The organism is Edaphobacter aggregans DSM 19364 (assembly GCF_000745965.1).
GTDB lineage: Bacteria > Acidobacteriota > Terriglobia > Terriglobales > Acidobacteriaceae > Edaphobacter > Edaphobacter aggregans.
The window spans coordinates 1-26,798 of sequence record NZ_JQKI01000022.1 but is presented as its reverse complement, the minus strand read 5'-3'; the positions used below and the strand labels follow the sequence as shown (position 1 = coordinate 26,798).

At 58.3% G+C, this 26,798-nt stretch carries 25 protein-coding genes, 2 tRNA genes and 1 pseudogene; 21 read left to right on the top strand and 7 right to left on the bottom strand.

Going from position 1 to position 26,798, the window contains the following annotated elements:
- Positions 1–166 precede the first annotated feature (166 nt).
- Positions 167–1,486: a hypothetical protein gene (locus Q363_RS11265; protein ID WP_035350173.1), complete on the bottom strand. Its 1,320-nt coding sequence runs from the start codon at positions 1,484–1,486 to the stop codon at positions 167–169.
- A 521-nt stretch (positions 1,487–2,007) separates the two neighbouring features.
- On the opposite strand from Q363_RS11265, the gene smc reads away from it, so the two are divergent.
- From smc to Q363_RS11180, 18 genes are all read left to right on the top strand, one after another.
- Positions 2,008–5,916 (top strand): chromosome segregation protein SMC, encoded by a 3,909-nt coding sequence (gene smc / locus Q363_RS11260; RefSeq protein WP_035350172.1) that lies wholly within the window; start codon positions 2,008–2,010, stop codon positions 5,914–5,916.
- 80 nt (positions 5,917–5,996) lie between these two features.
- Entirely contained in the window at positions 5,997–6,623 is a 627-nt protein-coding gene (locus Q363_RS11255) for a hypothetical protein (RefSeq protein ID WP_035350171.1), read from the top strand.
- Between the two features lie 37 nt (positions 6,624–6,660).
- Positions 6,661–7,557 (top strand): phosphoribosylaminoimidazolesuccinocarboxamide synthase, encoded by an 897-nt coding sequence (locus Q363_RS11250; RefSeq protein WP_035350170.1) that lies wholly within the window; start codon positions 6,661–6,663, stop codon positions 7,555–7,557.
- On the top strand, positions 7,554–8,090 hold the full coding sequence (locus Q363_RS11245; protein WP_035350169.1) for a CvpA family protein: 537 nt from the start codon (positions 7,554–7,556) through the stop codon (positions 8,088–8,090). The genes Q363_RS11250 and Q363_RS11245 overlap by 4 nt, the downstream gene beginning before the upstream one ends.
- A gap of 51 nt (positions 8,091–8,141) precedes the next feature.
- Complete coding sequence (locus Q363_RS11240) at positions 8,142–8,444, top strand: helix-turn-helix domain-containing protein (RefSeq protein WP_035350168.1); 303 nt, start codon at positions 8,142–8,144, stop codon at positions 8,442–8,444.
- Between the two features lie 29 nt (positions 8,445–8,473).
- A complete protein-coding gene (locus Q363_RS11235) occupies positions 8,474–10,423 on the top strand; it encodes a type II secretion system protein GspD (protein ID WP_035350167.1) in 1,950 nt (649 codons plus the stop codon).
- Between the two features lie 92 nt (positions 10,424–10,515).
- Positions 10,516–10,590: transfer RNA gene (locus Q363_RS11230), tRNA-Gly, on the top strand.
- Between the two features lie 66 nt (positions 10,591–10,656).
- A tRNA-Cys gene (locus Q363_RS11225) sits at positions 10,657–10,731 on the top strand.
- A 115-nt stretch (positions 10,732–10,846) separates the two neighbouring features.
- The gene (locus Q363_RS11220) at positions 10,847–12,076 is read left to right on the top strand and encodes a tyrosine-type recombinase/integrase (protein ID WP_051978653.1); all 1,230 of its coding nucleotides are present in this window, start codon (positions 10,847–10,849) and stop codon (positions 12,074–12,076) included.
- A gap of 362 nt (positions 12,077–12,438) precedes the next feature.
- Positions 12,439–12,657 (top strand): hypothetical protein, encoded by a 219-nt coding sequence (locus Q363_RS11215; RefSeq protein ID WP_035350165.1) that lies wholly within the window; start codon positions 12,439–12,441, stop codon positions 12,655–12,657.
- Complete coding sequence (locus Q363_RS11210; RefSeq protein WP_035350163.1) at positions 12,657–12,857, top strand: helix-turn-helix domain-containing protein; 201 nt, start codon at positions 12,657–12,659, stop codon at positions 12,855–12,857. Before Q363_RS11215 ends, Q363_RS11210 begins: the two co-directional genes overlap by 1 nt.
- A gap of 106 nt (positions 12,858–12,963) precedes the next feature.
- Positions 12,964–14,247: a bifunctional DNA primase/polymerase gene (locus tag Q363_RS37995; protein ID WP_084080249.1), complete on the top strand. Its 1,284-nt coding sequence runs from the start codon at positions 12,964–12,966 to the stop codon at positions 14,245–14,247.
- Positions 14,248–14,290: 43 nt separating this feature from the next.
- Positions 14,291–15,226, top strand: a complete 936-nt coding sequence (locus Q363_RS11205; RefSeq protein ID WP_035350160.1) for a hypothetical protein — start codon at positions 14,291–14,293, stop codon at positions 15,224–15,226.
- Between the two features lie 65 nt (positions 15,227–15,291).
- Positions 15,292–15,747 carry a hypothetical protein gene (locus Q363_RS11200; protein WP_035350159.1) on the top strand — a complete coding sequence of 152 codons (456 nt, stop codon included), beginning with the start codon at positions 15,292–15,294 and terminating at the stop codon, positions 15,745–15,747.
- Between the two features lie 270 nt (positions 15,748–16,017).
- Positions 16,018–16,266 carry a hypothetical protein gene (locus tag Q363_RS11195; RefSeq protein WP_035350157.1) on the top strand — a complete coding sequence of 83 codons (249 nt, stop codon included), beginning with the start codon at positions 16,018–16,020 and terminating at the stop codon, positions 16,264–16,266.
- A gap of 315 nt (positions 16,267–16,581) precedes the next feature.
- Entirely contained in the window at positions 16,582–17,703 is a 1,122-nt protein-coding gene (locus Q363_RS11190; protein ID WP_051978652.1) for a phage major capsid protein, read from the top strand.
- Positions 17,704–17,719: 16 nt separating this feature from the next.
- Positions 17,720–18,469 carry an HK97 family phage prohead protease gene (locus Q363_RS35985; protein WP_051978651.1) on the top strand — a complete coding sequence of 250 codons (750 nt, stop codon included), beginning with the start codon at positions 17,720–17,722 and terminating at the stop codon, positions 18,467–18,469.
- Positions 18,470–18,679: 210 nt separating this feature from the next.
- The gene (locus Q363_RS11180) at positions 18,680–19,030 is read left to right on the top strand and encodes a hypothetical protein (protein WP_035350152.1); all 351 of its coding nucleotides are present in this window, start codon (positions 18,680–18,682) and stop codon (positions 19,028–19,030) included.
- Between the two features lie 148 nt (positions 19,031–19,178).
- On the opposite strand, the gene Q363_RS11175 is transcribed toward Q363_RS11180, so the two are convergent.
- The 3 genes from Q363_RS11175 to Q363_RS40390 form a co-directional block, all read right to left on the bottom strand.
- On the bottom strand, positions 19,179–19,805 hold the full coding sequence (locus Q363_RS11175) for a hypothetical protein (protein ID WP_211256164.1): 627 nt from the start codon (positions 19,803–19,805) through the stop codon (positions 19,179–19,181).
- A gap of 1,164 nt (positions 19,806–20,969) precedes the next feature.
- The gene (locus Q363_RS11170; RefSeq protein WP_035350148.1) at positions 20,970–22,064 is read right to left on the bottom strand and encodes a tyrosine-type recombinase/integrase; all 1,095 of its coding nucleotides are present in this window, start codon (positions 22,062–22,064) and stop codon (positions 20,970–20,972) included.
- A gap of 5 nt (positions 22,065–22,069) precedes the next feature.
- The gene (locus Q363_RS40390; RefSeq protein WP_035350146.1) at positions 22,070–22,732 is read right to left on the bottom strand and encodes a hypothetical protein; all 663 of its coding nucleotides are present in this window, start codon (positions 22,730–22,732) and stop codon (positions 22,070–22,072) included.
- An 82-nt stretch (positions 22,733–22,814) separates the two neighbouring features.
- Here Q363_RS40390 and Q363_RS37985 point away from each other — a divergent pair, with 82 nt between their 5' ends.
- The 3 genes from Q363_RS37985 to Q363_RS11155 all read left to right on the top strand — a co-directional run bounded on the left by Q363_RS37985 (position 22,815) and on the right by Q363_RS11155 (position 24,733).
- Positions 22,815–23,036, top strand: a complete 222-nt coding sequence (locus Q363_RS37985; protein ID WP_084080245.1) for a helix-turn-helix domain-containing protein — start codon at positions 22,815–22,817, stop codon at positions 23,034–23,036.
- The gene (locus Q363_RS11160; protein WP_035350144.1) at positions 23,021–23,527 is read left to right on the top strand and encodes a hypothetical protein; all 507 of its coding nucleotides are present in this window, start codon (positions 23,021–23,023) and stop codon (positions 23,525–23,527) included. The genes Q363_RS37985 and Q363_RS11160 overlap by 16 nt, the downstream gene beginning before the upstream one ends.
- An 876-nt stretch (positions 23,528–24,403) precedes the next feature.
- Positions 24,404–24,733 (top strand): hypothetical protein, encoded by a 330-nt coding sequence (locus Q363_RS11155; protein WP_035350142.1) that lies wholly within the window; start codon positions 24,404–24,406, stop codon positions 24,731–24,733.
- A gap of 377 nt (positions 24,734–25,110) precedes the next feature.
- Here Q363_RS11155 and Q363_RS11150 read toward each other — a convergent pair whose 3' ends face one another.
- The 3 genes and pseudogenes from Q363_RS11150 to Q363_RS46165 form a co-directional block, all read right to left on the bottom strand.
- Positions 25,111–25,878 carry a hypothetical protein gene (locus tag Q363_RS11150; protein WP_035350140.1) on the bottom strand — a complete coding sequence of 256 codons (768 nt, stop codon included), beginning with the start codon at positions 25,876–25,878 and terminating at the stop codon, positions 25,111–25,113.
- The gene (locus Q363_RS11145; protein ID WP_035350138.1) at positions 25,871–26,206 is read right to left on the bottom strand and encodes a PadR family transcriptional regulator; all 336 of its coding nucleotides are present in this window, start codon (positions 26,204–26,206) and stop codon (positions 25,871–25,873) included. The genes Q363_RS11150 and Q363_RS11145 overlap by 8 nt, the downstream gene beginning before the upstream one ends.
- Positions 26,207–26,663: 457 nt before the next feature.
- Positions 26,664–26,798, bottom strand: a pseudogene (locus tag Q363_RS46165) (IS110 family transposase); the annotation flags it as partial.

Sequence of the window (26,798 nt, the reverse complement as noted above, 5' to 3'; positions counted from 1 at the left end):
GTAGTGGTTCTTTTGACGGTGACTAGGCACGGCGCCTCCCCGGATACGAAGTACCCATCTATCTCCTTTCATTCGAAGACTTTGCGTCCTTTAGTACGGGGGGATCCATTTCCGCAAAGCAAAGGGCAGCCCCGAAGGGCTGCCCCGTTTTTGACTCAGGTTCAGTTTAGTGCTTGCGCGGAGGCGGCCGATGAGCCGGGGACGGCTTCGTCGTCTTCTTCGGCTCGACGACCGCGCCGTCGCTCATCGTGATCATGATCGGGTTCGGCGTGTACGAGGCGTAGGTTCCGCTCACCGTCACCTTCGCTGCCACCGCCGGAGGCGTCTTCAGCGGAGCCGCCAAGTTGAAGGTGAAGTCCGCCGTCTTCGACGCCACAGCGTCGTCTGAGACCGCGACCTGCAGCGCCGTGTCCGCCACAGCGACCACCGTCGCATCCGGGAACTGAACAGACTTGCCCTTGATCGTGTCCCAGACCTTCGCAGCGTCCTCAGGCGAGCCGTTCTGCAGGATGAACTCCTTGTCCGAGATCGCCAGGGTCGCCAGATCCGGGGTCGTCGCAATCACCTGCTTCACAATGTCAGCAGGCTTCGGAGCAGGCTTGATCGTGTCAGAAAAATTCGCCGGCGGATCCAGGCTCGCTTGCGATGCCGTCATCACTGCATCAAAACCGTCGTCGGCGCCGTGGTATTTCTTGTAGCAATACTTCGCCAGGTTCATGAAATTAGTCTTATAAGGCTCCGGAGCAAAACTAGCGGCTCGAGCCGTATACCAGGTGCAGTTCAGCAGGTCCGGCGGAGTCGACGTGTAGTACGCATAACCCAGGTAGTAGGTATCTTGCAGGATCAGACCGGGGGTCTTGGTCTCCTCTGGCTTCGCCGCAGCGAGGTTGGCCTTCAGATTACTAACCGCGGTCGCGCCGTCCTTCTTTCCGAGAGCCGCGGTCGCGATCGCGCGGTGAAACACAGGAGCTGCTGCTGTCTTGACGCTATTGAAGTCAGCGTCGCTCATATCGGCAGGCTTCGTTGCGCTCAGGCCCTTCTGGGCGTAGTCGGCGGCCTTGTCGAGCGCAGCCTGCTTGGCCGCCGGATCGGTGATCTGATCGGCGCCCTGCAGCCGGAAGTACGCCTCGAACGTGAGCGCCCGAAGATTGTTCGGGTCGACCTGCAGGAGCCGGTCGGCGGCATCGAGCGTCTTGGCCGGGTCGAACGAGCTGTACGCCAGCATCAGGCGCTGCAGCACATCGCCCTTCACCTGAGACTGCGGATACGTCGTCAGGAACGACTCCAGTGCCGGGGCCTGCGCCTGCGGTGTGCTCTGGCCGATGGCCGCTGTATATGCGTTGTACTCAGCCGGAGGCAGCGTGACGCCTCCGCCCGTTTGCTGCGCGTTCGATCCCAGATTCACCTGGGTTTGTGCAACCGCAACACGCGCACCGGATGCAACGCTAGCGACCGCCAGGAGAGACGCAACTACTGCCTTCTTCATTCCACACTCCTCAGTTAGATCTCTCTTTTCGAGTTTCTGCCTTCCGGTGACTCCGGGGTCAGATCGATATCACAACCTGGATGGCGCATCGTCAGTCGTCCCACCTGCACTCAACCCCAGTGGTCAAGCGGTTCAAACTGCCTGGTGCAATCACGGCATGATGATGCGGATTATAGAAACCACGTTGCTCTATGGCAAGCTTCGTGAGAGTTTCCCCTGTCTTCGAGGGAAAACGCCAAGATGTGGATGCACTTCCTCACCTCCGTCGCGTGTACGATCATGACTGCCACCACGTCACAGGCAGACAAACCAACTCTGCCTCAAAGACAACAGAACCCTCACTCCTCCAAGCGAAATTCCACACATTCGGTGAAAACGACCCATTCGTTGTATTAGGGACTGCTTATCCACAACAGGTGGTGTTGCGACCGTTGATTCCGCCTCCCGGCGCGGGCTAAAGTTAGGTCAGTCTTAACTAAGGTGCCCTTCCCCAGGAAGCAGCGCACCGCTGAGAGGTGACTTTGCTCAAACTCAAGAAAGTCCAGATCCTCGGATTCAAATCCTTCTGCGACCGCACCGAGGTCCAGCTCTCCGGCGAGGGCATCGCCGCCATCGTCGGCCCCAACGGCTGCGGCAAGTCGAACATCTCCGACGCCATCACCTGGGTTCTGGGCGAACAGTCGGCCAAGAGCCTGCGCGGTGTGAAGATGGAGGACGTCATCTTCGCCGGAACGCGCGACCGCAAGCCCACCGGAATGGCCGAGGTCTCGCTCACCCTCGTCGATCCCGAGGTCTACGACGGAGCGGCGCTCTCCCCCGACGGACCCGAGGTACTCGTCACCGACGAGCACCCAGCGGAAGTCCTGGCCAACATTACTGACTGGAACGAGACTGAGCTTCGCCATCAGCGCGCACAGGAGACCGAGGACGCCGTCGCCGAGGCCCAGCCCGGCACCGTCATCGAGGGCGAGGCACCCAAGATCGTCGAAGCCGCTGATCCGAACGGCGAAGCCACCGAGGGAGACCCCGCCTCCGCCAACAACGTTGTGCTGAAGATCCGCCGCCGCAAGTTCAACCGCGCTCCGGTGCGCGCCGGCGAGCTCACCATCACGCGCCGCCTCTTCCGCTCCGGCGACTCCGAGTACCTGCTCAACGGCAAGATCTGCCGCCTGCGCGACATCCAGGACATCTTCATGGGCACCGGCCTCGGCGGCGAGTCCTACGCTATCATCGGTCAGGAGCGCATCGGCCAGCTGCTCAGCTCCAAGCCGCTCGATCGCCGCAGCATCATCGAGGAGGCCGCCGGCATCACCCGCTTCAAGACCAAGAAGCGCCTCGCCGAGCTTCGTCTCGAGTCCGCCAAGCAGAACCTCGCCCGCGTCAACGACATCTTTGAAGAGGTTACGCGGCAGATGGCCACGCTCAAGCGTCAGGCCGCCAAAGCCGAGCGCTACGGTGCACTACGCGACGAGCTTCGCACCCGCCTTCGCGTCGTGCTCGCCAGCCGCATGGCCCAGCTCGACGCCGAACAAGCGGCAACCAACGAGAGGATCGCCGCGCTGGCCACGCAGATCGACGCGCAGGCCGCCTCGCTCGAGCAGATGGACGCCGAGCATACCGAAGGCATCAATCGCGGCTACACCCTCGACCAGCAGATCCGCGAAGCGGGCTCGCGAGCCAACCAGTCCGCGGTTGAGCTCGAGCGCATCACGGCGCGCACGGCCTCAAACGCCGACCGAATCGCCGAGCTGACACAGCGCCTCGCAACCGGCGCCGACGATCTCGCGCATGCCCGCGAGCAGCTGACCTCCCTCGCAGGTGAGCTTGAGCAACACCGCAGCTTCCTCGATAACGCCACGACCGAGTCGAACAGCTCGCGCCAGTCTGTGCAGCAGCAGCAACAGCAGGCCCAGGAGGCCGTACGCGCACTCCAGGCAGCCGAGCAACAGGCCGAGCAGAACCGCCGCCAAACGCTCCAACTCGTGCAGCGCGCCTCTCAGACCCGCAACGAGGAAGCACAAGCCGCAGCGGCGCTCGCCGGCCTTGAGCAGGAGGCGCAGCGGCTCGAGCGCGAATCCGAGGTCGCCCGTCAGGAGCTTGAGACGCTTGGCCTGCAGCGTGGTCAGGTGAAGCTCTCCTTTGAGTCCGTGACCGAGCGGCTGAAGCGGCTCGAGGCCGAGATCGCCGAGATGCGGCTTCAGATCGACGCCCGCCGCAAGGACGAGAACGAGAGCAAGCGCCGCGGCGACCAGTTGCGCGGCGAGGTGGCGACCCTCCACGGCAGGCGCAACTCGCTCGAAGGCCTCATCCGCGACCACAGCTACTCGACCGACACTGTCCGCAACATCTTCAAGTCCAGCAAGGCTGCGCAATCGGGTACGATGGCTCCCGTCGGAACGCTCGCAGACTTTCTCGAAGTTGACGGCAAGTATGAGAGCGTCGTCGATGAGTTCCTGCGCGACGAGCTGAACTACATCGTCGTCAAGAGCTGGGACGCCGCCGACGCCGGCATGCACCTGCTCCTGACCGACGTGGCCGGCCGCGCAACGTTCCTCGTGCACCCCAGCGATGCGCAGGCCAACTTCTCCTTCGCCGAGGGAATGACCAGTGAGGCCGTCGGCAACACCGCACATATCGAAGGTGTAGTGCCGCTGCGCGAGTGCATCCGCGTGCTCGATGGCTTCGGTAAGTCGCTCGAGGTCATCCTGCCCAAGCTTCGCGAGGGCTTCGTCGCGCCGGACTCCTACACGGCGCGCACGCTTGCTCTCTCGAACCCGCACGCGTTCTTCCTCTCGCCCAGCGGCGAGACCTTCCACAACGTCACCGTCACCGGAGGTCGTCCGCGCGCCCAGGGTCCGCTGGCGCTCAAGCGCGAGCTCACCGAGGTGCAGCAGAAGATCGAGCAGGCCGAGCAGCAGCTCGCGCAGGCCGACCTGAGCACCGCTGACCTCCAGCGCCAGATCACCGAGCTTAACTCCACCATCGACAGCAAGACGCACGAGCGCCGCGATGCCGAGCGTGAAGCGGCAAACTCCGGCGCCGCGCTTCGCCAGATGGAGTCCGAGACCGCGCGCATCGAGCGGAGGCTGCAGGAGTGGTCGCTGGCCACCGAGCGCAACCGCGACGCTCGCAACCAGAAGACCGACCTGATTGCGCGGCGCCAGCAGGAGGCCGCGGCGTTCGAGGCCGAGCGCGCCGGTCTCGAAAGCTCGCTCGCTGAGCTTCAGGCCAAGCTGGACGAGCTTCGCGGTCGCCGCGAGCAGTTCCAGCAGTCGGCTGCCGAGGCATCGGCCTCGCTCGCCGGGCTTGAAGAGCGCCGCCGAAACGCGCAGTCGAACTTCGATCAGACCTCGCGCCTCTACAACAGCCAGAACCAGCGCATTCAGCAGCTCGAGCAGCAGCTCGCAGCCTCGGGCGCGGAGAAGCTGCGCCGAGAAGAGGAGACCTCGACGCTCGCCACACAGCACTCCGAGCTCTCCGAGACGCGCGCGACGGCACTCGCCGAAGGAGCACGCCTGACCACAGAGGCCAACGAGCTGCGCGCCGCGATGACCGAGCTCGACCAGAGCCTGCGCACGCTTCGCCACGAGACCGAGGCGCTTCGCGAGGAGCGCGCCGGCCACACCGCGCGCGCAGCCAGGCTGGCCTCCGACATCGAGCACATCGAGGCCACCTGCCTGAACGATCTCGCCGTCGAGGCAGTAACGCTGCGTGAAGATCAAACCATCGCTCGCATCGAAGGCGATGCTCTGCACACCGAGGAGGAAGAGTCCCGCGCTCTGAAGCAGAAGCTCGAGTCCATGGGTCCGGTGAACATGATGGCGCTCGATGAGTACAACGAGACAACGCAGCGCCACGCCTTTCTCGAGACGCAGCGCAAGGACCTGCTCGACTCTATCGAGAATACGCAGGCCTCGATCAAGGAGATCGACGAGGTCTCGCGGCAGAAGTTCGACGAGGCCTTCCTGGTCATCAACGAGAACTTCTCCGTCACCTTCTCGAAGCTCTTTGGCGGCGGCCAGGCCTTCATGAAGCTGACCGACGCCGAGAACTCGGCCGAGAGCGGCATCGACATCGTCGCCTCGCCGCCCGGTAAGAAGCTGCAGAACATCCTTCTGCTCTCAGGCGGCGAGAAGGCCCTCACCGCTCTCTCTCTGCTAGTCGGCATCTTCCAGTTCCAGCCGGCGCCGTTCTGCATCCTCGACGAGGTCGACGCTCCGCTGGATGAGACGAACGTCGGCCGCTTCGCCAAGCTGATCGCCGACATGAGTGCAAACACGCAGTTCGTCGTCATCACGCACAGCAAGCGCACGATGTCCCAGGCCGATGTCATCTACGGTGTCACCATGCAGGAGCCCGGCGTCTCGAAGGTGGTCAGCGTCAACCTGAACCGACGCGACGAGAACGCTTCACGCCGCGCTGTAGCCTAACCAAACCCAACGGGAGCAACGGTTCACGTTGCTCCCCCTGTTCACCGCGCGCGAAATCCCCGGTAAGCTACCTAGAGCGCATGCATTTTCCCCTGACCCTCGCCTTGCTAGGCCTGCTTACAGGAGCGGCCTTGGTGCTCCGCGTGTTTTGGTGGCGGATACCGTCGTGGCTGCGAAGGTTTGTGCTCGGCCTTGCTTTCGCTATGGTTCTGCTTCGCTTCCTTTTTCTCGTCTCCTCGTGGAGCACGACCTCTACCTACTTCAATGACCTGCTCTGCTGGACCGCCGTCGCTGGGTACGAGATCCTTCTTATCCGGTTCAGCCTGATGCGTCCGCAGTGGCTCACCGCGCTGAGCGCGCTGATTCTTATGCTGCCGATCTTCGGATCGACCCTGTTGACTCCTCTGACGCGAATCTTCTACTGGTCCCCCGCCGATATCTCCTCCATCGGAGGCCCCTACATCTGCGAAAAGAGTCCTTGGGACCTGGACGGCCTCGGCAACTCCGGCATGGACCTGATCGTCTTCTACCGTCCTCCTTTCGCACCCTTCGTTCGACACCTCGTTCAGCGCGCCTCCTTCGGCGACGACCAGTGCGACGCGGCCGCCTCTTCTGCCGTAGCCGATCCCGCCCGCAAGGTCGTCCACTTCCGCTGCCCCGCCCGCCGCGGCCAGCAGGATATCGACTACACACTCCCGCTTCCTTAGTTCATCAAATCCCAGACAAAATGGTACCGTCATTGTGATGGCAACAGCACTTGTTAACACCGATCTTGGTTCGCTTCCTCTCACCACGCGGGGCAAAGTCCGCGATATCTACTCGATCGGCGACCGCGAGCTTCTCTTCGTCGCCACCGATCGCATCTCGGCCTTCGACCACGTCTTGGCGACCGGAATCCCCGACAAGGGTCGCATCCTCACGCAGCTCTCCCTATTCTGGTTTGACGTCCTCAATGACACGGTGAAGAACCATGTTCTGACTGCTGATGCTGCGCAGTTTCCGCCCGTGCTGGAGCCCTACCGCGACCAGCTTGCCGGGCGCAGCATGATCGTTCGCCGAGCGCAGATGTTACCGGTCGAATGCGTGGTCCGCGCCTACATCTCAGGCTCGGGCTGGAAGGACTACCAGGCCAACGGCTCAATCTGCGGCATACGGCTGCCGGCGGGCCTACGCGAGTCCGACCGTCTGCCTGAGCCCATCTTCACGCCGGCCGCCAAGATCCACACCGGCGGCCATGACGAGAACATCTCATTTGACGATGTGGTCTCCGCCGTGGGAGCCGACCATGCGAATGAGCTGCGTCGCCTGACGCTTGAGATCTTCGACAAGGCCTCGCGCCACGCCGAGAACCGTGGCCTCGTCCTCGCCGATACGAAGTTTGAATTCGGCCTGATCGATGGAGAGATCGTGCTCGCCGACGAGGTCCTTACTCCGGACTCCTCCCGCTACTGGCCCGCGAACGCCTACGCTCCCGGCGGCCCGCAGCCCTCGTTCGACAAGCAGTACGTCCGCGACTACCTGGAGTCCATTCGGTGGAACAAGCAGGCGCCCGCGCCCGGCCTGCCTCCGGAGGTGGTCGAGCGCACCCACGAGAAGTACCTTGAGGCCTTCCGGCTCATCACCGGCCGCACGACGTTATGAATCTCTTTGACGGCCTGCTGGTCGCGGTGCTGGTATTCTCTACCGTCCAGGCTCTCTTCCGTGGCCTGCTGCTCGAACTGTTCTCCCTTGCAGGGTTGGCCGCGGGCGTCCTGCTTGCCGCCTGGAACTATCCTCTTGTTGCCTCTCCGCTGTCCCGCTTCATCACCAATCCAGCTGTGGCCAACGCTGTTGCCTTTCTGCTGATCGCGATCGGCGTCATGGTTCTCGCCGCCATTCTGGGACGGATGACGCACTCAGCGGCCCACGCCATCGGTCTCGGCTTTTTCGACCGGCTAGGCGGAGCCGCCTTTGGCCTAGCAAGAGGCTGGCTGGCCTGCGTTGTTATTCTGATGGCCGTAACTGCTTTCCTTCCCACCACCGACTGGCTCAAAAATTCCCGCCTCACTCCCTATTTCCTTGCCGGGGCACATGCGGTATCCTTCGTTGTACCTCACGACCTCGAGCAGCTCATCCTGGACGGCGCAACACAGCTCAAGCACAACGCACCCGATTGGATCAAACCGCACAGCTAGGGTCACAATGAGGAAGTGTCGCACCGAAGACGACCAGCGAGGAGTACACCCTTGAAGCGCGAATTGGACAGCCTTGTCATTCAGATGCACAGTGCCGGAATCTCTTACACCGATGCCGTTCGGCAGTTCAAGCGCCGCTATATCCTCGAGGTCCTCGCCAACCACAAAGGCAACCAGTGCAAGGCCGCCGATGAACTCGGCATGCACCGCAACACCCTGAGCCGCACTCTGGCCGAGCTCGACATGGACACGACGCAGATCCGCAACGGCATGCGCCGTCCGCCAGCCAGCGAGCGGCCGCGCGTGCAGAGCATTGCCCAGGGAATGAATCGCGGCATTACTGGTGCCCGCTAGCGGGCACAACCGTCCAACAACCGGCAAGCATGGCGCCCTCTTCCCCACTCCGCAAGCTCTTTTCGTCAAGCGTCACTGCGTTCGCCATCGCAGTTTCTGTCAGCCTCCCTGCCATAGCGCAGGAGTTACCAGCCCCGGCCGCTGCCTCTCCTGCGACCAAAGCGGCGGTCCCGCCTAAACCCACTACCCGGCAGATTCACGAGGCCGAGGACGCTTATATCGCCGGAGCGCGACTGCTCGATCGCGGCGATCTAACAGGTGCTGAGGCGCAGTTTGCAAAGGCGGCCGCCCTCAATCCCAGCAACCCGGATTATCTCCAGGCGACGGCTCTCGCTCGCTCGCATCGCGTTACCGAGTTGGTCCAGCAGGCCGGGAAGGCTCGCCTGCTCGGCCAGAGAGAGAAGGCGCAATCGCTCCTCGCCGAAGCACGCAAACTCGACCCCGAGAATGTCATCGTCACACAGCATGACGATCCGGCGGCGTTATCGGCGGCCTTTCATCCTGAGGTCCAGGCGACCATCGACCCATCATCGACTCCCTGGATACAACAGCCTCCGGCCATCGCAGGCCCCATCACGCTGCTGCCCACTGCCGGCACGCAGACCTTTGAGATTCGCGGCGATACCCGGGAGACCATTCGCCAGGTGCTATTGCGCTACGGTATTCGCGCCGTCTTCGATGACTCGATCAAGCGCCAGAACCTGCGCTTCGATGTGGACAACGTCTCCTACGCAAAGGCCTCGGAGATTCTCTTCGAGATGGCACACGTCATCGCCGCCCCGCTTGACCCGCACAGTGTCTTGGTCGCGGACGACACATCCGAGAACCGTCAGAGATTCGAGCGCCAGCTGGAAGAGACAATCTACGTGCCCGGCTCCACTCCAGAACAGATGAAGGAGTTGGGGGCGGTCGTTCAGAGCGTCTTCGACGTCAAGCAGGTAACCGTACAGAACAACGCTGGAAATCTGGTGCTGCGCGCGCCGGAGGATACGCTCTCCGCTATCAATCTCACGCTGGCCGACCTGATCGACGGCGGCGCCGAGGTCCTGCTCGACATCAACATCTATGCCGTCGATCGCACGCGGCAGCGCAACATCGGAGCTCAGCTTCCGCAGCAGATTGGCTTCTATAACGTGGAGTCCGAAGCCCGCAATTTGGTTCAGTCCAACCAGTCGCTCGTCGATCAGGCCATCGCAGGGGGACTCATCCCCGCCAACGCCAGCGATATCGAGATCGCGCTCGCGCTCATCTCCTCCGGGGCGGCTCAGAGCAGTCTGCTGAGCAATACCATCGGCTTCTTTGGCGGCGGTCTTACCCAGACTGGCATCACGACGAACGGCTCCTCGACCTTCAACTTCGCCATGAACTCCAGCGATACGCGCGCGCTCGATAGCATCCAGCTGCGCGTCGGCGATCGCCAGACGGGCAACTTCCGGTCCGGCACCCGTTATCCGATCACCACGTCCACATACACAAGCGGACTAGCCGGATCGGGCGCTGCCCTTGCGGGAGTCACGATCAACGGCGTCAGCGCCTCCAGCCTGGTCAACCAGGCGACCAGCGTCACCATCCCGCAGATCCAGTATGAGGACCTCGGCCTTACGCTTAAGGCCACGCCGACTGTCCAGAAGTCGGGTCTCATCAGCATGAAACTCGACCTCAAAATCGAGGCTCTAGCCGGCGCCGTGCTCAACAACATCCCCGTGCTCGCAAACCGGCAGTACGTCTCCGAAGTGACCGTCTCTGACGGTGAGACTGCTCTGCTTGCCAGCTCGCTAACCCGGTCTGAGTCGGCCGCAGTCAGCGGGTATCCGGGCCTTGGCGAGCTTCCCGGCTTTCAGACCGCAACCGCCGACAAGATCACGGAGAACGACACCAGCGAGCTCGTTCTCCTGATCACACCGCACCTCGTTCGCCATCGCTCAAGCACCGTCGCTGGCCCGCGCATCGCATTCAACCAGCGGCTGTCGGGCAACTAGATTCCTCCCGAAGCCATGGATCTTCTGATCGTTGGACGGCTTCCAAATGTTTGACCGCAAGTGAGTCGGCCGTTATACTTGAACCTGTGAGAGCGGGAGTAGCTCAGTGGTAGAGTGCTTCCTTGCCAAGGAAGATGTCGCCGGTTCGACCCCGGTCTCCCGCTCCAAATCATCCCCTGCCTGCGGTACACTTCACACAACAATTTGCAGGGCTGACAGAGGAAGCCCACAGAGGCGCGGTACCCAAGTGGTAAGGGAGAGGTCTGCAAAACCTTTATGCGTCGGTTCGATCCCGACCCGCGCCTCCAAGTTTTACCTTTTTAGAATCAATAAGTTAGTAAAGTGATTACCGGATTTGTGAAAGTTTTGTGATAGTCTCGCGACGTCGTTTCATCCCTGATCGACTGAAAGAGACTAGCTCACATGACCTCTACCGTTCGCATCTCGACCATTCCCACCATCACAATCTGCGTTCGTCATCGCAAAGACTGTCCGCGTGCTAAGGACGAGTTCTACAAGAGTTGCCGCTGCCCGAAACACCTGCGGTGGTACGCCGACGGGAAATTACATCGCCAAGCCGCGAAGACTCGCACGTGGTCCATTGCTGAAGAGAGGCGACGCGAGATCGAGGCACAGTATAAGGTCGCCAACGACGCAGCCAACCCGACGGCACGCCCGATAGATGGGGTTCGACTGGAGACGCAATCGAGCAAGACGATTGAGCGAGCGATAGAGCTATTCATCAGCGACAAGGGTTCGCAGGGTCTCGACCCCAACGGGCTGAAAAAGTACGACCGTGAACTGACCCGATTTCGTGAGTTCATGGAGAAGCGATCCAAGTATTTCCCGCATGAGATTGCGCTGGATGATGTGACGGACTTCCGTTCGGACTGGTCGCGGCTCTATCCTTCCTCGACCACTCGCTCCAAGGTGCAGGAACGTCTGAGAGGCTTTCTCCGCTATTGCTATGAATCGCGATTGATCGACCGGGTGCCGAAACTCTCGCCGATCAAAGTCGATGAACCGCCGACTCTGCCTCTGACGGAGAAGCAATATGCGCGGATGCTCAAAGCCATCCCAGACGAGTTCACCGGCGCTAAGGCGACCCGAGTTCATGCTCTCGTGAGACTGATGCGACACAGCGGGCTTGCCATTCGCGATGCTGTCACGCTGGAGAGAGATGAGTTTCAGTGGGACAACAAAGCCAAGGTCCATCGTGTCGTCACGAATCGACAGAAGACCGGCACGCACGTATCAGTACCGATTCCTCCTGATGTGGCGACGGAGATTATTGCGGCGATGCCGCTGAACGACAGCCCAAAGTACATTTTCTGGAATACGGGGACGAGCAAGCCGCAGACTGCCGTCACCAACTGGCAGCACGATCTACGGCAAGTCTTCCGAGCGGCGGGGATGGAAGAGGGTCATCCTCATCAGTTGCGCGATACCTTCGCGGTGGAGATGTTGAATCAGGGGATACCACTAGAAGAGGTCAGCAAGTTACTGGGACACACATCGATCAAGACGACGGAGAAGAGTTACGCGCCGTGGGTAAAAGCGAGACAGGAGCGTCTCGACTCGCTGGTCATCGGCACGTGGGCAAAACAGCCGCCGCCGTCGTCGAGTAAACGCAAGCTGTCAATCGTCGCCTGATCGCGTCGTCGTCATCGAAACACCCGGGGCGCTGTATTTCACATCGAGATGCAGCGCCCTTCTTGTGTCCCCCCATAGAAACACTCGCCGAAGAACAGGGTCGATTCGTCTATTTGTCACCGCTTTGGTTACTTACTTGGATTGGGTCTCTGCCAAGTCTTTGAGAATGTGGGTCGCGCATCTTGCCCCTGTGGATAACAAGAAAATTTCAACTTTTTTCTCCATCACACCAGATCACACCAGATCACAACAGACCACTCCAGATAAACCCTCAATGACCGATTCACTCCGTTCTGCGAGCTACGAGAGCGTTCGGCGGAAGTCGTCTTGCTATGTTGGCCTACAGAGGTTGAAGAGAAGGCATGGCCAAGCAAAAAAATGAGAGTGAATTGCCAGCGAAGCGCTGCGGCACCCCAACAGAGACGGCTGTTCGCTACGGAATTGGGGCGGAGAAGCTGCGCAAAATGAGAACCCTCGGCGCGGGTCCTGAGTTCCGCGTCGCTGGCCATCGAACGGTTCTCTACGATTGGTCCAAGTTCGAGGATTGGCTCAATCAGTTGCCCAGCGGCGGTGGCAAGTGATGACCACCGAGTATCTAACAGCAGAAGAAGCTGCCGCGATTCTGAAAGTCTCCAAGAAAACCATCATTCGGAGATTTGAGAAGCGCATCGGAGTGATCGACATCGGCAGCGGCGAAGGTCGCTTCAAGCGCCGTTATCGTGTTCTGCGTATCCCCCGCGAGACGTTCGAGAAGTTTCTCGTGGAGAACAAGATTCAATAGACCAGCCGGGACCAGCGGAGGGGGCATCGTTGACAAGTTGGCCAGCACCACCGCCAGCACAAAATAAACCCGCCGGGGACCAATCGGCGGGGCCAAGGAGTAATCAATGGATGCAGCAAAGATATCACGCCATCGCCAGCGGCAGCGTGCGATATCTGAACCAACGGCGTCTCTTGAAGATGTCCTTCGCCTCGCAGCGAGGGGCTGGAGGATTCATCCATGCAAAGCGAGAGACAAAGTGCCTTTCCTCACAAATTGGCAGGATAAGGCGACGTGCGATCCCTCCATCATCGAGCAGTGGTCGATCACTTATCGAGACTGCAACTGGGCAGTGAAGACCGGCGCTGATTCTGGCATTTGGGTTTTGGATTGTGATGGAGAAAAAGGCGCGAATTCCTTGAGTGAAATGACCGGCAGTCATGGTGACCTCTGGTTGAAAACGCTGACTGCGATCACATCAAACGGCCAGCACAGCTATTTTGAAAATCCACCTGATATCAGAATTCGCAACAGCGTCGAGAAATTGCGCCCTGGCTTGGATGTGCGGGGCGACGGAGGTTATGTAATCGCTCCGCCTTCTCTTCATCCGTCCGGTCGCCGGTATCGCTGGGCGAACCCAGACGCCGCAGTTCTTCCGACGCCGGAATGGCTGTTGCACCTGTTGGCTTCACCGACTTCGAAACAGTCGAACACCATCGGCAAGCTGTATGAAACACAAAGAAACGACGGACTGGCACGGTTGGCCGGAGCGGAACGCAGACGAGGTATGACTCACGACGAATTGTCAGTTTTTCTTCTCGACGCGAATTCCCGTCGGTGCGTGCCACCCCTAGGCGAGAACGAGGTTTTAGCAATAGCCGCAAGCGTATCGCGTTATCCGGTAGGTGGCCCGGACCCGTTGGAAGCGGCGTGGGAAGTTACGAATGCGGGCGTTTACAAATCAACGTACGAGCGGTTTGTCGCTCTCTTCAATCAACTCCAGAGTCAGCGGCCGGGCTTACCGATAGCTCTTCCACTGGAACGCATCGCGAGCCTTTTCGGCTGCGACTGGAGTTTGATTCGCCGTTATCGTCAACGAGCCGTCGAAGAGAGAAGGCTTGAGCTGGTCCAGCCCTACATTCCGCATAAGAGGGCCGCGACATACCGTGCGAGTGTCCCACTAAGAAGTACCACTAGTACTACTAGTGGCTTAGTGGTACACCCCTTGATTTCCCCTAGTGGTACACGAGTGGTGCGCCAACAGAAACGATTCATGCGGGCCATCGCGGGCGACGACGACTTTCGATCAAGTGTTGCGGTGCTCCGATTTTCTGTTGGCGGACGGGATGGTATCCGCGCTAAAAACAAAACCGCGCCGCGCTGCGAACTCGCACGGCGGAAGTGTAGATGACGGAGACGACCATGCAAGCAAAAGAATCAGGAGAGGATGAGCGATGGCTAAAGCAGAATGGGCGAAGACCACAGCGCTAATCAATGTGGCGGTCTCGATTCTAGAACGTCAATACCCGATGACGATCCGCCAGCTCTTCTATCAAATCGTCAGCCTTGCTGTCATCCAGAACAACCGTAGCTGTTACCAGATGGTCAGCCGGGTCATGACGAAGGCGCGACAAGATGGGCGCTGCCGCTGGGAGTACATCGTAGATCGCTCGCGGCCGGAGTATGAGCCGAACGTGTTCCAGGATGCGCAGGGTTATGCCGAAGTTGTGAAGCGCGGCTATCGCAAAGACTATTGGGCATCGCAACCAAACCATGTCGAAGTTTGGACGGAGAAGGACGCCATCATCGGCTCAATTGAGGGGCTGACGAACGAGCTTGGCATAACCGTGCGGGTGGGGCGCGGCTACAACAGCGCCACAAAACGACACCAAATTGAGGTTCTGTTTCGGCAAATAGAGCGCGGTGGCAAGAGAATCTTCGTGCTCTACCTTGGTGACCATGATCCCAGCGGTGTGGGGATTGAGAATGACCTGCGTGAGAAGATCCACGCGAACTTCTCAATCGAACGCATCGCCATCCATCCGGCAGACATCCGCCAGTTTAATTTGCCGCCGTTGCGCGTGAAAGAGAGCGACAGCCGCAGTCCTGCATTTGTCAGGAATTACGGCCCTGACTGCGTTGAACTCGATGCGCTCCCAGCGAACGAGTTGCGCAGCCGAATCAAGAATGCCGTCCATTCCCTGATGGACAAGACCAAGTGGGAACGAGCAATCGAGGTTGAGAAGGCGGAAATGGCGAGCATCATTAGCAGCGTGGAGCTATGGAACAAACTTCCGGTGGACGACGAGCCGTGGTCAGGTAATGACTTCGAGACCGCCAAGCAAATCGTAGAGGATGCAAAAAAGGCTCGGCAGGAGCCACCAGCTTAAAGTGCGCCTAGTTCAAGTTTAGGAAATGGACGGGCCATCGTAGCGAGAGGTCGAAGGAGCACATCATGATGAGCATTCCAATTGAAGAGCGAGTTGCACGGCTCGCCGCGAAGTTGAGTCCGGACGAAGCCGCTGACCTGTTGCGGTCGTGGGATTACCACAAGACGCAACACACCGACGCCGAACTGGAGGCACTGTTCGCGTCGTATCGCTTGGAGCGGCGCGAACTTGTGCGACAGGAGCTACAGCGCCTGTACAACCTAGAGGCGGGTGACAGTGAAGACCACGATAGCGGTTCAGAAACTAAACCGTGCGTCGTCGTCCGCGACAGCGACAACACGAATGAGACGAAGACAGTGGTGACACGTATTGAGGAACAGATCGCGCAGTTCGCAGCAAGGAATCCAGTTGATGCCGCCGAGTTATTGGACTGGTGGCGTTGGTACAAGACGGCGGCCAGCGACAGCGAGATGGAGGAGTTCTATCAATCGCACTTTGGACCCAAGGGCGAGGACGAATGATGAGCCGAGGCGTAGCGATAGCGACGGCTACAGCGCGTCAGAGGGCACCTCGACGATGTATCAATCGTCCCGAAGACTACCGACGGCACCTCGCGTCACCTAGCGCGATTCCCGCGCATCCTAGCGAACGCGACGACGACAGAGCAGAGGAGTGCACATCAAAATCTCTATGGAAAATCATCTGCGTACCCCTGTGCAGGCGTCCGTAAGATTTCGCTACTTTTTCAGATTTTTTCCACACAGCACGCCATTCAGGAGACGGAGAACCACATGAAAAAAACCGAAGAGGACATTTCAAAAACAGTAGCGGCGATGGCAAAGGAACTCGAGAAGGCACCGAGCGGCGCAGCCATCATCGAACGCCTACTCACCGGGCAGGTTCTACTCCAGCGGGAAAACGCAGAGCAGAAGGCGATGATCGGCGCGCTGACAGATCAAGTCGCCACGTTGACGAAGCTCGTCGATTCCCACCAACACGCTATTGAAATCCTGTCCAAGCCGGGGGGCATCGTGCAATGAAGACCCGCATTTTGCGATGGAATCGCTTGAAGAGACGCGCCACCGCGTTGGGGGTTGATGTGCAAACCCTCATCAGGATCGACGCCGCCGCACAGCGCGAGCCGCCACCGCAAGCCGACGACGGTGAGCGAGAAAGTATTCCACGACAGCCTGAGGATGTTGCATACTAGACGCAGACACTCTCGCTCGGATCGAGCAGCGCAACAGGGCACTCGGGATTTCACCGGCACGGAGCAGGCTACGCAAGCCAGCAATTGGCGCTTGCAAAAAACCGAACAGCCAGAGGCCCAACGGCCACTGATAGGAGTGTCTCCAATGGAACCACAAATCAGGGAAATTCTCGACAGCATCCAAACGACCGTCGAAACCGTTGCCAATAACTACAAGGGCCTTCAAAAACAATATGATGCCCTCGACATCAAGTTTGCAGGCTCAGTAGGACGTGCAGGCAGCGATTTTCAAACCAAAGGCCTTGCGGAAGAGGTTTTTGAGCACGCAGAGTTCAAACGCATGGGCGAGATGGGCGGACGCGGTCGCGCCACCATCAAGATTGCAGACTTTCAGAAAAAGACCCTCACCAATACGGCCGCTGGGTTTGCGACAAGCGGAGTCTTGGCAATCGACAGGCTGCCCGGAATCGTCGGCACGCAGTTTCGCCAGCTTCGCATTCGCGATCTCTTGAGGAGTCAGCCTACCGACTTGCCGGAATGCGACTACGTCAAAGTGAGCGCCTTCAGCAACCAGGCGAGTCCACAGGTCGAAGCGAGCGACAAGGCGCAGAGCGACCTCACGCTGACATCGGTGAGCGAACGGGTGCGCACAATCGCTCATTGGATTCCCTGCAGTAAACAAATCTTCACCGATCTTCCGGGCCTCTCGGAGACGATCAACGGCCACCTGATGTACGGCCTGAAGTTGAAGGAAGAGGCGGAACTTTTGGCGGGAGATGGAACTGGTGAGCACTTGCACGGCCTCGTCACGCAGGCGGCCAGCTTTAACAGCGCATTGTTGCCGCCGGCTTCGCAAGGATGGAACCGCCTCGATGTCATTGCGACGGCGATCAAGCAGGCCGAGATGAGCGACTATGCGGTAGACACAATCGTTCTGAGTACCTCGGATTTCTGGGCGATGGCTCTCACCAAAGACAGTCAGGGCCGGTACCTGTTCGGTGATCCGGCACAAGCCACAATTCCGCGGTTATGGGGACGGCCGATCGCGGTCACAAATTCAATGACGACCGGAACGTTTCTCGTTGGGAGTTCTGCTACTGCCTTGATCAGGGATCGAATGGAGGCAATCGTGGAGGTTAGCGATAGCCACGCCTCATTCTTCGTGCAGAATATGTTGGCCATCAGGTGTGAGGAAAGATTGTGCCTCCAGGTGATGCGGCCAGCAGCTTGGATTTACGGCAACATGACCACAAGCCCGGCTTCGTAGGAAAGGGAGACAGGCGATGCAGCGTGACTTTTCGCTTAAGCTCAAATCCGTGACCGACGCTGGCACCTTTGAAGGCATCGCTTCCCACTACGGGAACGTTGATGAAGTCGGAGATGTAGTTTTGCCGGGAGCCTACCGTCAGAGCATCGCATCGCAGGGCGCTGGCTTTCCTTTACTGTTTGCGCACGACCAAAGCCAGCCGCTCGGATTGGCGCGCGTGTCCGATTCCCCCGGGGTGGGTTTGGCCGTCAGCGGCTCGCTCGTGATGAGTGATCCCAACGCGCGGCGTGTTTTCGATCATTTGAAGGCGGGATCGATTAAGGGATTGAGTGTGGGTTACTCAATCCCAAATGACCCGCAGAAGGTTACATATTCCAGCGACGGGCGAATTAGAAATTTAGCCGAGATTCGTCTCTGGGAAGTGAGTTTGACCCCTTGCCCTGCTAACCAACTCGCCCTCGTCAACCCTAACTCGATTAAATCGCTCTCGCAGATTGAAACCGTGCTGCGAAGCTATCGACCTGGCGAAGTGACCGCCGCCGACCTCGACCAGCTTCGAAGCATCGACGTCACCCTGAAAACTTTGCTCCGCAAGGACGCGCTGTGTGAGTGCGAGTGTCCCGAGTGCGTTTCCGGCGATTGCATCGACTGCTCCGATCCAGATTGCACCGACCCCAACTGTGAAGGCACTAAGGCACGGCAGGACGCGGAGGAGTTGGCTGCACTGAAGAGTCTCGCACTATCGCTGAAGACCATCGTCGGCTGACCTCTGGCTGGCCTGCCACACGCAGGAGGAGATCGGCGAGATGGTCCGGCATCCCGCAGTGTACCGTTGCCGGACGCGTTAGCCGGAATCGCAACTCTGCCGGATTCACTAAAACCTGCCGCCGCACATCAGGCGGTGGGGTTCCTGTTGCGAACTCACTGCCACAAAGGGCATCATTCCATAACCTTGAGGTTCCGGGTTGGAGATGACATGAGAATAATTCGAGTTGCGACAATTGGAGTGTTGTTGATTACGGCGGGGTCGGCAAGATTGAAGGGTGGACAAATGCCCGGTACAGAACAGGGCCAGACGCTGGATCCGATGAAGATCCCGCAGACCGAAGGTATCGATGCGAAGTTGAGAGATCAACAGGACAGACAGTTGAGAGCAGCGCGGCAAAAGCGGATGGTTGCCGATACCGATAGATTGGCGGTGCTGATCACTGATTTGAAAGCGCATGTGAATTCTTCGACGATCAATTCGTTGCCCGTGGATATGATCAAAAAGGCGGATGAAATTGAGAAGTTGGCTCGGGACCTCAAGAAACAATTGAAAGGATGAAGCTAAGGACGCGCGATTCTCGCCTTCTGACTAGAGGTCGCGCCACGTTGCCCTACACGCGACCGGAGGGCTGTCGCAGGGGCGCCCCTCAAGCGAAGTTGCCGAAAACCCCGTTTCTCGGGAACTCTCGCTAGAAAAGCAGAATCGCTTAATCGGGGATGAAGTAAGAAGAACGCGTGTCAGCGTATCGAAGGCTATCGTTCTGGGCCACACCCGCTTCGAGCTGATTTCTTATCTCCGGAGTATCAGATAGGACGAGGCAGCGCTCGAGTTCTAGCGGGTGCGATTTGTCTTCTCGATAGACAGTCAGAAGCAGGAATTGTCTGCCAGGACTCAAAGGAGTCTCGATCTCATTAGGAGAATATCTGCTATCTGAGCGCGAGGTTACGGCGATGAGTTCCCCGGGTTTGTATTCCGTTTCTCCCTTAAGCACACCATTGAGACGCACGCTTGCCTTTTCAATGACCTCACCGGGTTGCCGCTCCTGAGATTCACTCAGTGCAGTAACGCTCAGAATCTGGCTGGCTTCGCGACCTCGGGCAAAGAGTGGAACACGGCATGCAAGGGGGAGTGGGGGATGCTCGGTGTGGGCCTGATTCGGTGGTGAGGGACGGCCCCCAAGCGTGCCGTCGTAGAGATGCCAGTTTTCGGCTGCTGGGTAGATGTCTTCGAGATAGCGACAGGGACGCAGCCGCGTGATGCAATTTAGATTGAACGTAGTCAATCGCCGCATCTCTGGATCGGGAGTATCGGGCGTGAATGTTACGTTTGCCATCAAACAGAAAGAGCAGCCGCCCGGCCTTGTGACGGCATAGAAGGGGTGCTCAGCTAACTGCTCGCTCCCTATGAGCGGCCAGCCGCCTGAGGTAAGGCGGCTTGTAGCGCGGCTCGTGGCGATGAGTGAATATCCAGAGGAGCCAGAAAATGTAGGTGGAACCTCGTAAATGAAGACTGCGCTCTTCCGCAAGACGACTCTGTCCTGGACGACGAAAGTCGCTCGCACGGTCGCTAACCTTACTCCAAGGTGTTCCCATAGCGTGGAAATGAGGGAGGCAGTTCGATATACGAAGTGGTTATTCAAATTGGCAGGAGCCATGGCAAAAGCCTGGCCAAATGTCATCCCGGGGCTATTTAAGCCGACGCTGTAACGACAGAAGGATGCGTCGCAATGGCCTTCGTAATTGCCATATTTACCCCACCGACTGATGAGGCGGTCTGCATCGAGCCAGTTGCTTTGACGTAGCTCGAGAGCTTGAAAGTCCGCCATCAGGCGTTCCGCCCGGCGTTGGAAGCGATAGGCCTCGACACGAAGAAACACGTTGAGAACGACGAATGATACGACGAGGCATATACCAACGCGGCGTAGGGTCCGAATCAATGTGGATCTGTAAACCATTCTGTATTAGACACCGAGGAGGAAGCGATCAGCGCAACTTACCTGAAAGTCTCGTTTTCGGCAAGTTCACTTGTGAATCTCGACCGCTCCCGGTTACGCGGCTAACGGTGCCGACCGCGCCCCGCGTTTACCGCCCCACTTCGCGCCACGTTGGCCCACACGCGACCGGGAGGACATCTCGGGATCGCGTTTAGCGACGTCTAGGCGCGTTTCTGCGTGGGATTCGTGCGTCGAGACGCGTCCCGTCGCACCTTGACGTCAGCAGTGCGTTCTGGGGCACGTTCTGAGACGTCGACGGGCGCGCGCCCATTTTTGTGAAAGTTTTGTGAAAGAGCTATGCGTCTTGTGTCTTTTCTGTCTTTTTAGACACCTTTAGAATGTGTAAGTTATGACGGCTCAATGTGAAGCGCGCATTCGATCCCGACCCGCGCCTCCAAATTCTTCAACAACCTAAAGGCAATCGGCAATCCCACGGAAACGACACTGTAGCGGAAAATGTAGCGAGTACCCCGCTTTTCGGTGTTTCCCAGTCACTCCCTGGCCCTACTGAATTGCGAACGACGTTTGCGGCGTTGTGCGCTCGGCATGGGCGATCCTCTGCTCACTGACGAACGCCTCAAGGCGCTCCATCGCTTGATGCTGGTGTTGCTGAGTGGGGTGAGCGTACCGGAGCACCATCTGGATTCGGGAGTGGCCCAGCATCGCCGCCAGCGTCACAAGGTCGATGCCAGACATGGCTGCCCGCGTCGCCCATGTGTGCCGGAGGTCGTACAACCGGAACGGTGCAACCTTGCTATCCCTCACAGCCCGGTCATGGGCGTTATTGACCTTTGGAACAGGGCGGCTGCTGTCCGTCTCGCAGGGGAAGAGATATGCCTCATCCGAAGCCATACGCAGCCCCAGGACGCGCCGCGCCGATGCGGTGAGGGGTACACGTCGCCGTGCTGCCTTCGTTTTGCCGTAGGGGATGACGAGAAAACCCTTCTCAAGCTGAACGTTCTCCCGGCGAATGCGGTAAACCTCTTCCGGCCTCATCCCCGTTTCGAGCATGAGCGTAGCCACGTCGCGCAGCATCGGAGTCGCCTTAGCCAGATACTTCTCTTGTTCGTCGTATGAGAGTACCCGCGTCTGTTCGTTGTGTTCTTCGTAGAACTTAACACGGCTAACCGAATTGCGAAGCGGCACGTCGCCTTTCAGAACGTGATTGAACAGGGCTTTGAGGCACGCAAGCTCCCGGTTCACCGTGGCGGGCTTTACCGTCCGTCTCGTTCGCGGACTCACCTGCCCGGATCGCAGCGTCTTATAGCGTTCGACCTCTTCCGGGGTAATGCGGTCGAGTGGCACGTCGAGAAAGTGCTTACGCAGTGCCACGGCACTCACCTGATACCGCCTGTGCGTCGCCGGGTGCTGCCGGTGCTCCCGCTCTGACCAGCTGAGGAAGCCGGCGAGCGCGGCTTTGAACGCCGGAATCTTCTTCCGCTCAGTGATCCCCACTTCGCCCTTCGCAAGGGCAGTACGATAGGCCGCCTCAATCTGGCGAGCGGTGCGAGGATTCCCCTGCTTTGTGCTCTTTTGGATGTGCTCGCCGTTGAAGAGAAAGTGGAACCAGTAGACGCTGCCACGTTTGAAGATCGACATACTCGTTATTTCACCTTTCCGGATTTGTGAAGGTGGTACAGCTTTCGTGCGTATTCGTTCCGCTTCCGCCTTGCCTCGTCGCTGGTTCGAAAATCTGCAATGCGGCATTTTTCGCTACAGAACCGTTGATGACTGAACCTCTTAAAGAAGAACTTGCCGCATTCGCAGGGTTGGACTTTCCAAACCAAGCCGGATTCGGCCAATTCAAGGACGCTGGTGAGTGCACGGGGTTCCTCCATGAGCGCCCCGGGCAGCGTTATTCCATCGTCGGGAAGAGCATCCCAAGTTTGCTCCTTTGCGCGTCGCCTCTTCTTGCTATTGCGGTAGCTGTCAAGAGGCATCCATCGTGCTACGACTCTCCGCTGGGGATCGTTGGTGACTACGATTCGGGGAGTCATCTTGTAATAGGCGAGAGCTTTATCGAGTGAACGTTCGAGGCTGAATCTGCTCTCAAAACGCGCATAAGATGTCCGCTCCTGAATAGTCAAATCCTGATCCTTGATTGAAGGCAGATCGTTCAACTGCGCGAGGAGCCGCAAAATCTCCGCGATTCGTTTCTTGCCATCTTTGTCTTTCGTTAGATTGAGCCAATTCACCAAAGCTTCGGCGGAGCCTTCGCCCTGATAGATTCGGCGTTGTTCTGGTATACGGCTTTCTTGTCTAGGCATGCATAGAAAAGTACTACCGGATTTCTGTTCAGGCAAGCGAATATTTGATTGTGCTCATTGAGCAGGAAAGGGATCGACCAATATGGATGCATTGTTTTCAGTTGAAGAGGCTGCACGCAAGCTTGGCGGCCTAAGCAAGTACACGATTCATGCGTGGCTGAGTTCGGGAAAATTGCGCCGAACGAAGGTCGGAAGCCGAACGATGATCCGCGAGTCTGAGTTACAAAGAGTGATTGAAGACGGGGGTAAGTCTTCCTTCCCGCGTGGTGTCTCTCGGAGCGAGTCTGAATGCGTAAGAGGGTAATCCATGCCAAAGACGGAGAGAGAACAGCAGGAAGAGGCCTCAGCGCGCCTGGAAAGGCACCACTACCAAAGCCCCCTGCCATCATTTGGCAAGGGGCGGATTATCCCAGAATCGAGCCAGGCACCTATCAGGTTCGCGGTGTCGATTTTCAGGGGCCGGAATGGGTGAGGAAATATCAACGATGGTCACTGCGAATCGAGTTCGCATTGGTAACGGAACCGGGAAAAGCGAGCGCCTTTTTCAATTTCGGGAGCGATCCGCAAGGGCCGCGTGTCGCCAGACACTCGAACTACTGGAAAGAGTGGGTGAAGGCAAATGGAGATTTGCCCGCCAAAGGCCAAGAGATGACACCTGACGTATTTCTAGAGGGCCAGTTCTTTTGCGTGAGCATCGAGGACTCCACGTTTAACAGTGATGGAAAGAGGAAAACAGATCACGAAGTCTATTCCAAGATCACCAAGATTCATTCCGTGGAGCGCCCGCAATCATGAATCTTGCAATCAGGAATCAGGAATCACGCAATCAACCAATCAAGTAATCAACCAATCAAGGTTGCCATCTAGCCCCCCCCCAAAGATTCCGCCTCAGCCGGGCGGAGGTAAACGCCAACCCAAAGTAAACCTAAAGGGCGGAGGCTTCGGCTTCCGCTCAGGCCAACGCAATAATTTCGAAGACACCGCAGAGGTGGCGATGAGTGGCTACTGTGCTAAGTTCGCAAATGATTTCGATAAAAACAGCGGAGGCGATCAAAGGGCAGGTATCGCAGCGGACGTACACGCGATTGCACCGATGATTACGTCCGCCTAGATGTGCGGTGGTGCAAGCGCAAGGGCTATTTGTGGCCAGGGTGGTCCGGTATGGTGCATTGGTCACGACGCGGAGAGCGTTTCGCATCTGTCAGCATCGAAGCGGCGGACTGCCAAATCACTCTCCGATACAAAACCCGTCCGAGAGGCGACGAATGGCAGCACAAACACTACCCGGTTGCGGTTGAATGGACGCCTTGCCCCTTCGGAGGCAATCGCGCATGGTTCCGTTGTCCCGCGTGCGGCGGTCGTGCGGCGATCTTGTATGGCGCGGACGTGTTCGCATGCCGGCATTGCCTTCAACTCGCCTATGAGTCACAGCGAGAGGCTCCGCACTACCGCGCGCTGCATAAGGCGCAAGGCATCCACGAAAAACTAGGCGGAACGGGCATCATTGATGACCCGGTATTCAAACCCAAAGGAATGCACTGGCGGACCTACTACCGACACATGGAACGGTTGCGGGAGGCGGAATCTAGAGCGGTTCCACCGTGGCTCTTGCTCGCACTGGGCGTTGACGCCCAATGTATATAATCGCCGCGTCACAACAGGAGAAAGCTTGTGGACGGCATGACTCGATGGTTGACGTTCGTTGTAGCATTCTCCACCTTGTCTTTTGGACAAACTGCTAAGCCCAATCAGCCCTGCGTAATTGTAAAACGTCACGTTCACAAATTCGGTGAGAACATGTCCCGACTGCATCCCCATCGGCCCTTCGATTACGTGGCAGGTGATTACCCGTCAGGATTCAAATGGCGCTCAGAACTTAGTGACGGCGATGTTCGAGATCTCCAGCAAAAAGGCGGCAGAATGGTGGTTCTCAAACCCGATTACCAAGCCTCCGACCTAGAAGACGCCAGAAAAGAGTGCCAATCGCAAAGCGAAAAGTGAGCGGCGTGGTGTGGCGGATAACTTACGGGATTGGCATGAAGCGGCTACCATTTGCCGTGGCCGATTCGTAACTATCCGACCGAAACCGGCCCAAGGATTCGATAGGAAATTTATTCCCGCACGCCCGCAGACTCGGGGGCAGGCCGTTCTCCCTACCGTCGCTTCAGCAGCTCTGGCGAGTTGTTCGGCGATCTTCTGTTTGTCACCTTTGCGATACTAGCGAACCGCACATAGGAAGCAGGGTATCAGTGTCCGCTTCGAACGAACTTGCCGAAAACCCGACTTCACGGGGAGCTTGCATTTCTAGCTATAGCTAGGTGAACAGCTGAACAAATAGCCTAGGTTTACTCTCTTAGGGGTTCGAGCGTTTAATGGCTTTACAGGGTTTTCTGCGGGGCTGAGACGTCGAGTTGTTTGTCCCGCATCAGCCAGTAGTGCATTCGCGAGCATGCCGTAGTGATCATCCACCCCGTCATCATGAGCAGACCCAAGGTCACCCACCCAATTGAAGGATGTTCGCGCAATTCCTGGTCTCCCAGTAATCCGGGATAGACATGGTGTTGATATTTAGTAGCCAGAAACCCAGCCAGTATCCAGCCACCCAAGCCGGTACTCGCGGCGACGAGGAGAACCATCGTTGCCTTGCGGTATTCCCTGCGCATGATTGAGACCGCCAAAACGCAAATGCCCAATGCCATGCATACCGCCAACACGATTGGCTGCCCCCAGCAATAGACCACCGCGGTGATCAGCCCCGCAAGAGCAAGTACAAGCTGGGTGACTCTGTCACGCAGACCGTATCGGATCGCCGTATACAGGAGCACCATCCAAAAGAAAGCGCCGGCTATGGGAAGCAAGGTGAGGTTTCCTGGCACCCCCCAAGTTCCCGGAGGCGCGTGCCGCAGATACGTGTCACGCAACACTGCCGCCAATTTACCCAAGATCCATAGTCCAGCGTAAGGCGCGACGACGAAGGCCAAGGACCTACGCCAGGCAAGAGAAATTACAACTCGAACAAGCGAGAGCCAGAACCACAGGAGTCCTTTGTGCGGCTCAAGCTCCAGCAGGTCCCCCACCATCGATGCGGCCCGCTGTTTGTCTGTAAAGCGGACGACGATCCATTCAGCAATCGAAGAGCTATGCATGGTCCCCTCCGAGCAGATTCAATCCTTCGAGCAAGCTGTGATACGCCTGTTGTGCGCTGACGAGAGCGGAGCGGCCGGCTTTGGTCACAGCGAAGTAGCGCTTTGGACGGCCGCCTCTCTGAGGTGTGGCGTCCCCCAGCCATGAGCGCACGATTCCCTTTTCCTGCATACGATCCAGGGTGGTGTAGAGTGCGCCGGGAGCGGGTTCGCGTCCAGTACAGGCTGCAATCTCGGACCGGATTGTAACGCCATAGGCATTGTCGTCGAGGCGCAGAATTGCCAGCAGGGCGACTTGTTCGAATTCACCGAGCGAGGGTGGTCGAGTCATTATTACTGCAATGTAGTTTATTGTCACGAGAGCGTCAAGGTGAATCGACTTAGATTAGAAGGAGCCCTGGTTTTAGTTCCCGAGCGGTGCGAGGAGGTGTGTTATGGGCGAGCTGCACCATCGAAGTTCCCTGCAAACGGGGATTTCGGCAAGTTCGACCCGCCGAACCCCCGCTGGCCGAGTGAACTTGCTCAATGTATGGTCCGCCGTGTGAATGCAAGGGAAAAGTTTCGAATGAAGGAAAGTCTACGTCAATGTATTCGGCCTTTAGGTGGAGAGTTTTCTCCTGGCCTTGATGAGATACGCCGCGTACCTGTCCTTAGAAAACGCGCCGGCCTCGTAAGAGCCGTTTGAGCAATCAGGTTTCAGGTGCGCCGTTTTGACTGTTCTTTCATCTTCACTTATCCAGTGCAGACCTCGGTGGGGAGAACTTGATGTTGCTGGTTGCTAAGCTTGCTTATACTGTCAGTGCCTCCGGTACTGCTCGATAGTCCTGGCCGCTCGAGAGGACTGCCCACGCGATCCGCGCCAGTTTGTGTGCTGTTGCCACGATCAATACGTTTCGTGGCGCCCTGGTCTCAAGCGAGGTCAT

What these genes read in the sequence shown, in the direction of transcription:
- Q363_RS11265 (WP_035350173.1), bottom strand. Translation starts at nt 1,486, where the DNA reads ATGAAGAAGGCAGTAGTTGCGTCTCTCCTGGCGGTCGCTAGCGTTGCA.
- Q363_RS11255 (WP_035350171.1), top strand. Translation starts at nt 5,997, where the DNA reads ATGCATTTTCCCCTGACCCTCGCCTTGCTAGGCCTGCTTACAGGAGCG.
- Q363_RS11250 (WP_035350170.1), top strand. Translation starts at nt 6,661, where the DNA reads ATGGCAACAGCACTTGTTAACACCGATCTTGGTTCGCTTCCTCTCACC.
- Q363_RS11245 (WP_035350169.1), top strand. Translation starts at nt 7,554, where the DNA reads ATGAATCTCTTTGACGGCCTGCTGGTCGCGGTGCTGGTATTCTCTACC.
- Q363_RS11235 (WP_035350167.1), top strand. Translation starts at nt 8,474, where the DNA reads ATGGCGCCCTCTTCCCCACTCCGCAAGCTCTTTTCGTCAAGCGTCACT.
- Q363_RS11220 (WP_051978653.1), top strand. Translation starts at nt 10,847, where the DNA reads ATGACCTCTACCGTTCGCATCTCGACCATTCCCACCATCACAATCTGC.
- Q363_RS11215 (WP_035350165.1), top strand. Translation starts at nt 12,439, where the DNA reads ATGGCCAAGCAAAAAAATGAGAGTGAATTGCCAGCGAAGCGCTGCGGC.
- Q363_RS11210 (WP_035350163.1), top strand. Translation starts at nt 12,657, where the DNA reads ATGACCACCGAGTATCTAACAGCAGAAGAAGCTGCCGCGATTCTGAAA.
- Q363_RS37995 (WP_084080249.1), top strand. Translation starts at nt 12,964, where the DNA reads ATGGATGCAGCAAAGATATCACGCCATCGCCAGCGGCAGCGTGCGATA.
- Q363_RS11205 (WP_035350160.1), top strand. Translation starts at nt 14,291, where the DNA reads ATGGCTAAAGCAGAATGGGCGAAGACCACAGCGCTAATCAATGTGGCG.
- Q363_RS11200 (WP_035350159.1), top strand. Translation starts at nt 15,292, where the DNA reads ATGATGAGCATTCCAATTGAAGAGCGAGTTGCACGGCTCGCCGCGAAG.
- Q363_RS11195 (WP_035350157.1), top strand. Translation starts at nt 16,018, where the DNA reads ATGAAAAAAACCGAAGAGGACATTTCAAAAACAGTAGCGGCGATGGCA.
- Q363_RS11190 (WP_051978652.1), top strand. Translation starts at nt 16,582, where the DNA reads ATGGAACCACAAATCAGGGAAATTCTCGACAGCATCCAAACGACCGTC.
- Q363_RS35985 (WP_051978651.1), top strand. Translation starts at nt 17,720, where the DNA reads ATGCAGCGTGACTTTTCGCTTAAGCTCAAATCCGTGACCGACGCTGGC.
- Q363_RS11180 (WP_035350152.1), top strand. Translation starts at nt 18,680, where the DNA reads ATGAGAATAATTCGAGTTGCGACAATTGGAGTGTTGTTGATTACGGCG.
- Q363_RS11175 (WP_211256164.1), bottom strand. Translation starts at nt 19,805, where the DNA reads ATGGCAAACGTAACATTCACGCCCGATACTCCCGATCCAGAGATGCGG.
- Q363_RS11170 (WP_035350148.1), bottom strand. Translation starts at nt 22,064, where the DNA reads ATGTCGATCTTCAAACGTGGCAGCGTCTACTGGTTCCACTTTCTCTTC.
- Q363_RS40390 (WP_035350146.1), bottom strand. Translation starts at nt 22,732, where the DNA reads ATGCCTAGACAAGAAAGCCGTATACCAGAACAACGCCGAATCTATCAG.
- Q363_RS37985 (WP_084080245.1), top strand. Translation starts at nt 22,815, where the DNA reads ATGGATGCATTGTTTTCAGTTGAAGAGGCTGCACGCAAGCTTGGCGGC.
- Q363_RS11160 (WP_035350144.1), top strand. Translation starts at nt 23,021, where the DNA reads ATGCGTAAGAGGGTAATCCATGCCAAAGACGGAGAGAGAACAGCAGGA.
- Q363_RS11150 (WP_035350140.1), bottom strand. Translation starts at nt 25,878, where the DNA reads ATGCATAGCTCTTCGATTGCTGAATGGATCGTCGTCCGCTTTACAGAC.
- Q363_RS11145 (WP_035350138.1), bottom strand. Translation starts at nt 26,206, where the DNA reads ATGACTCGACCACCCTCGCTCGGTGAATTCGAACAAGTCGCCCTGCTG.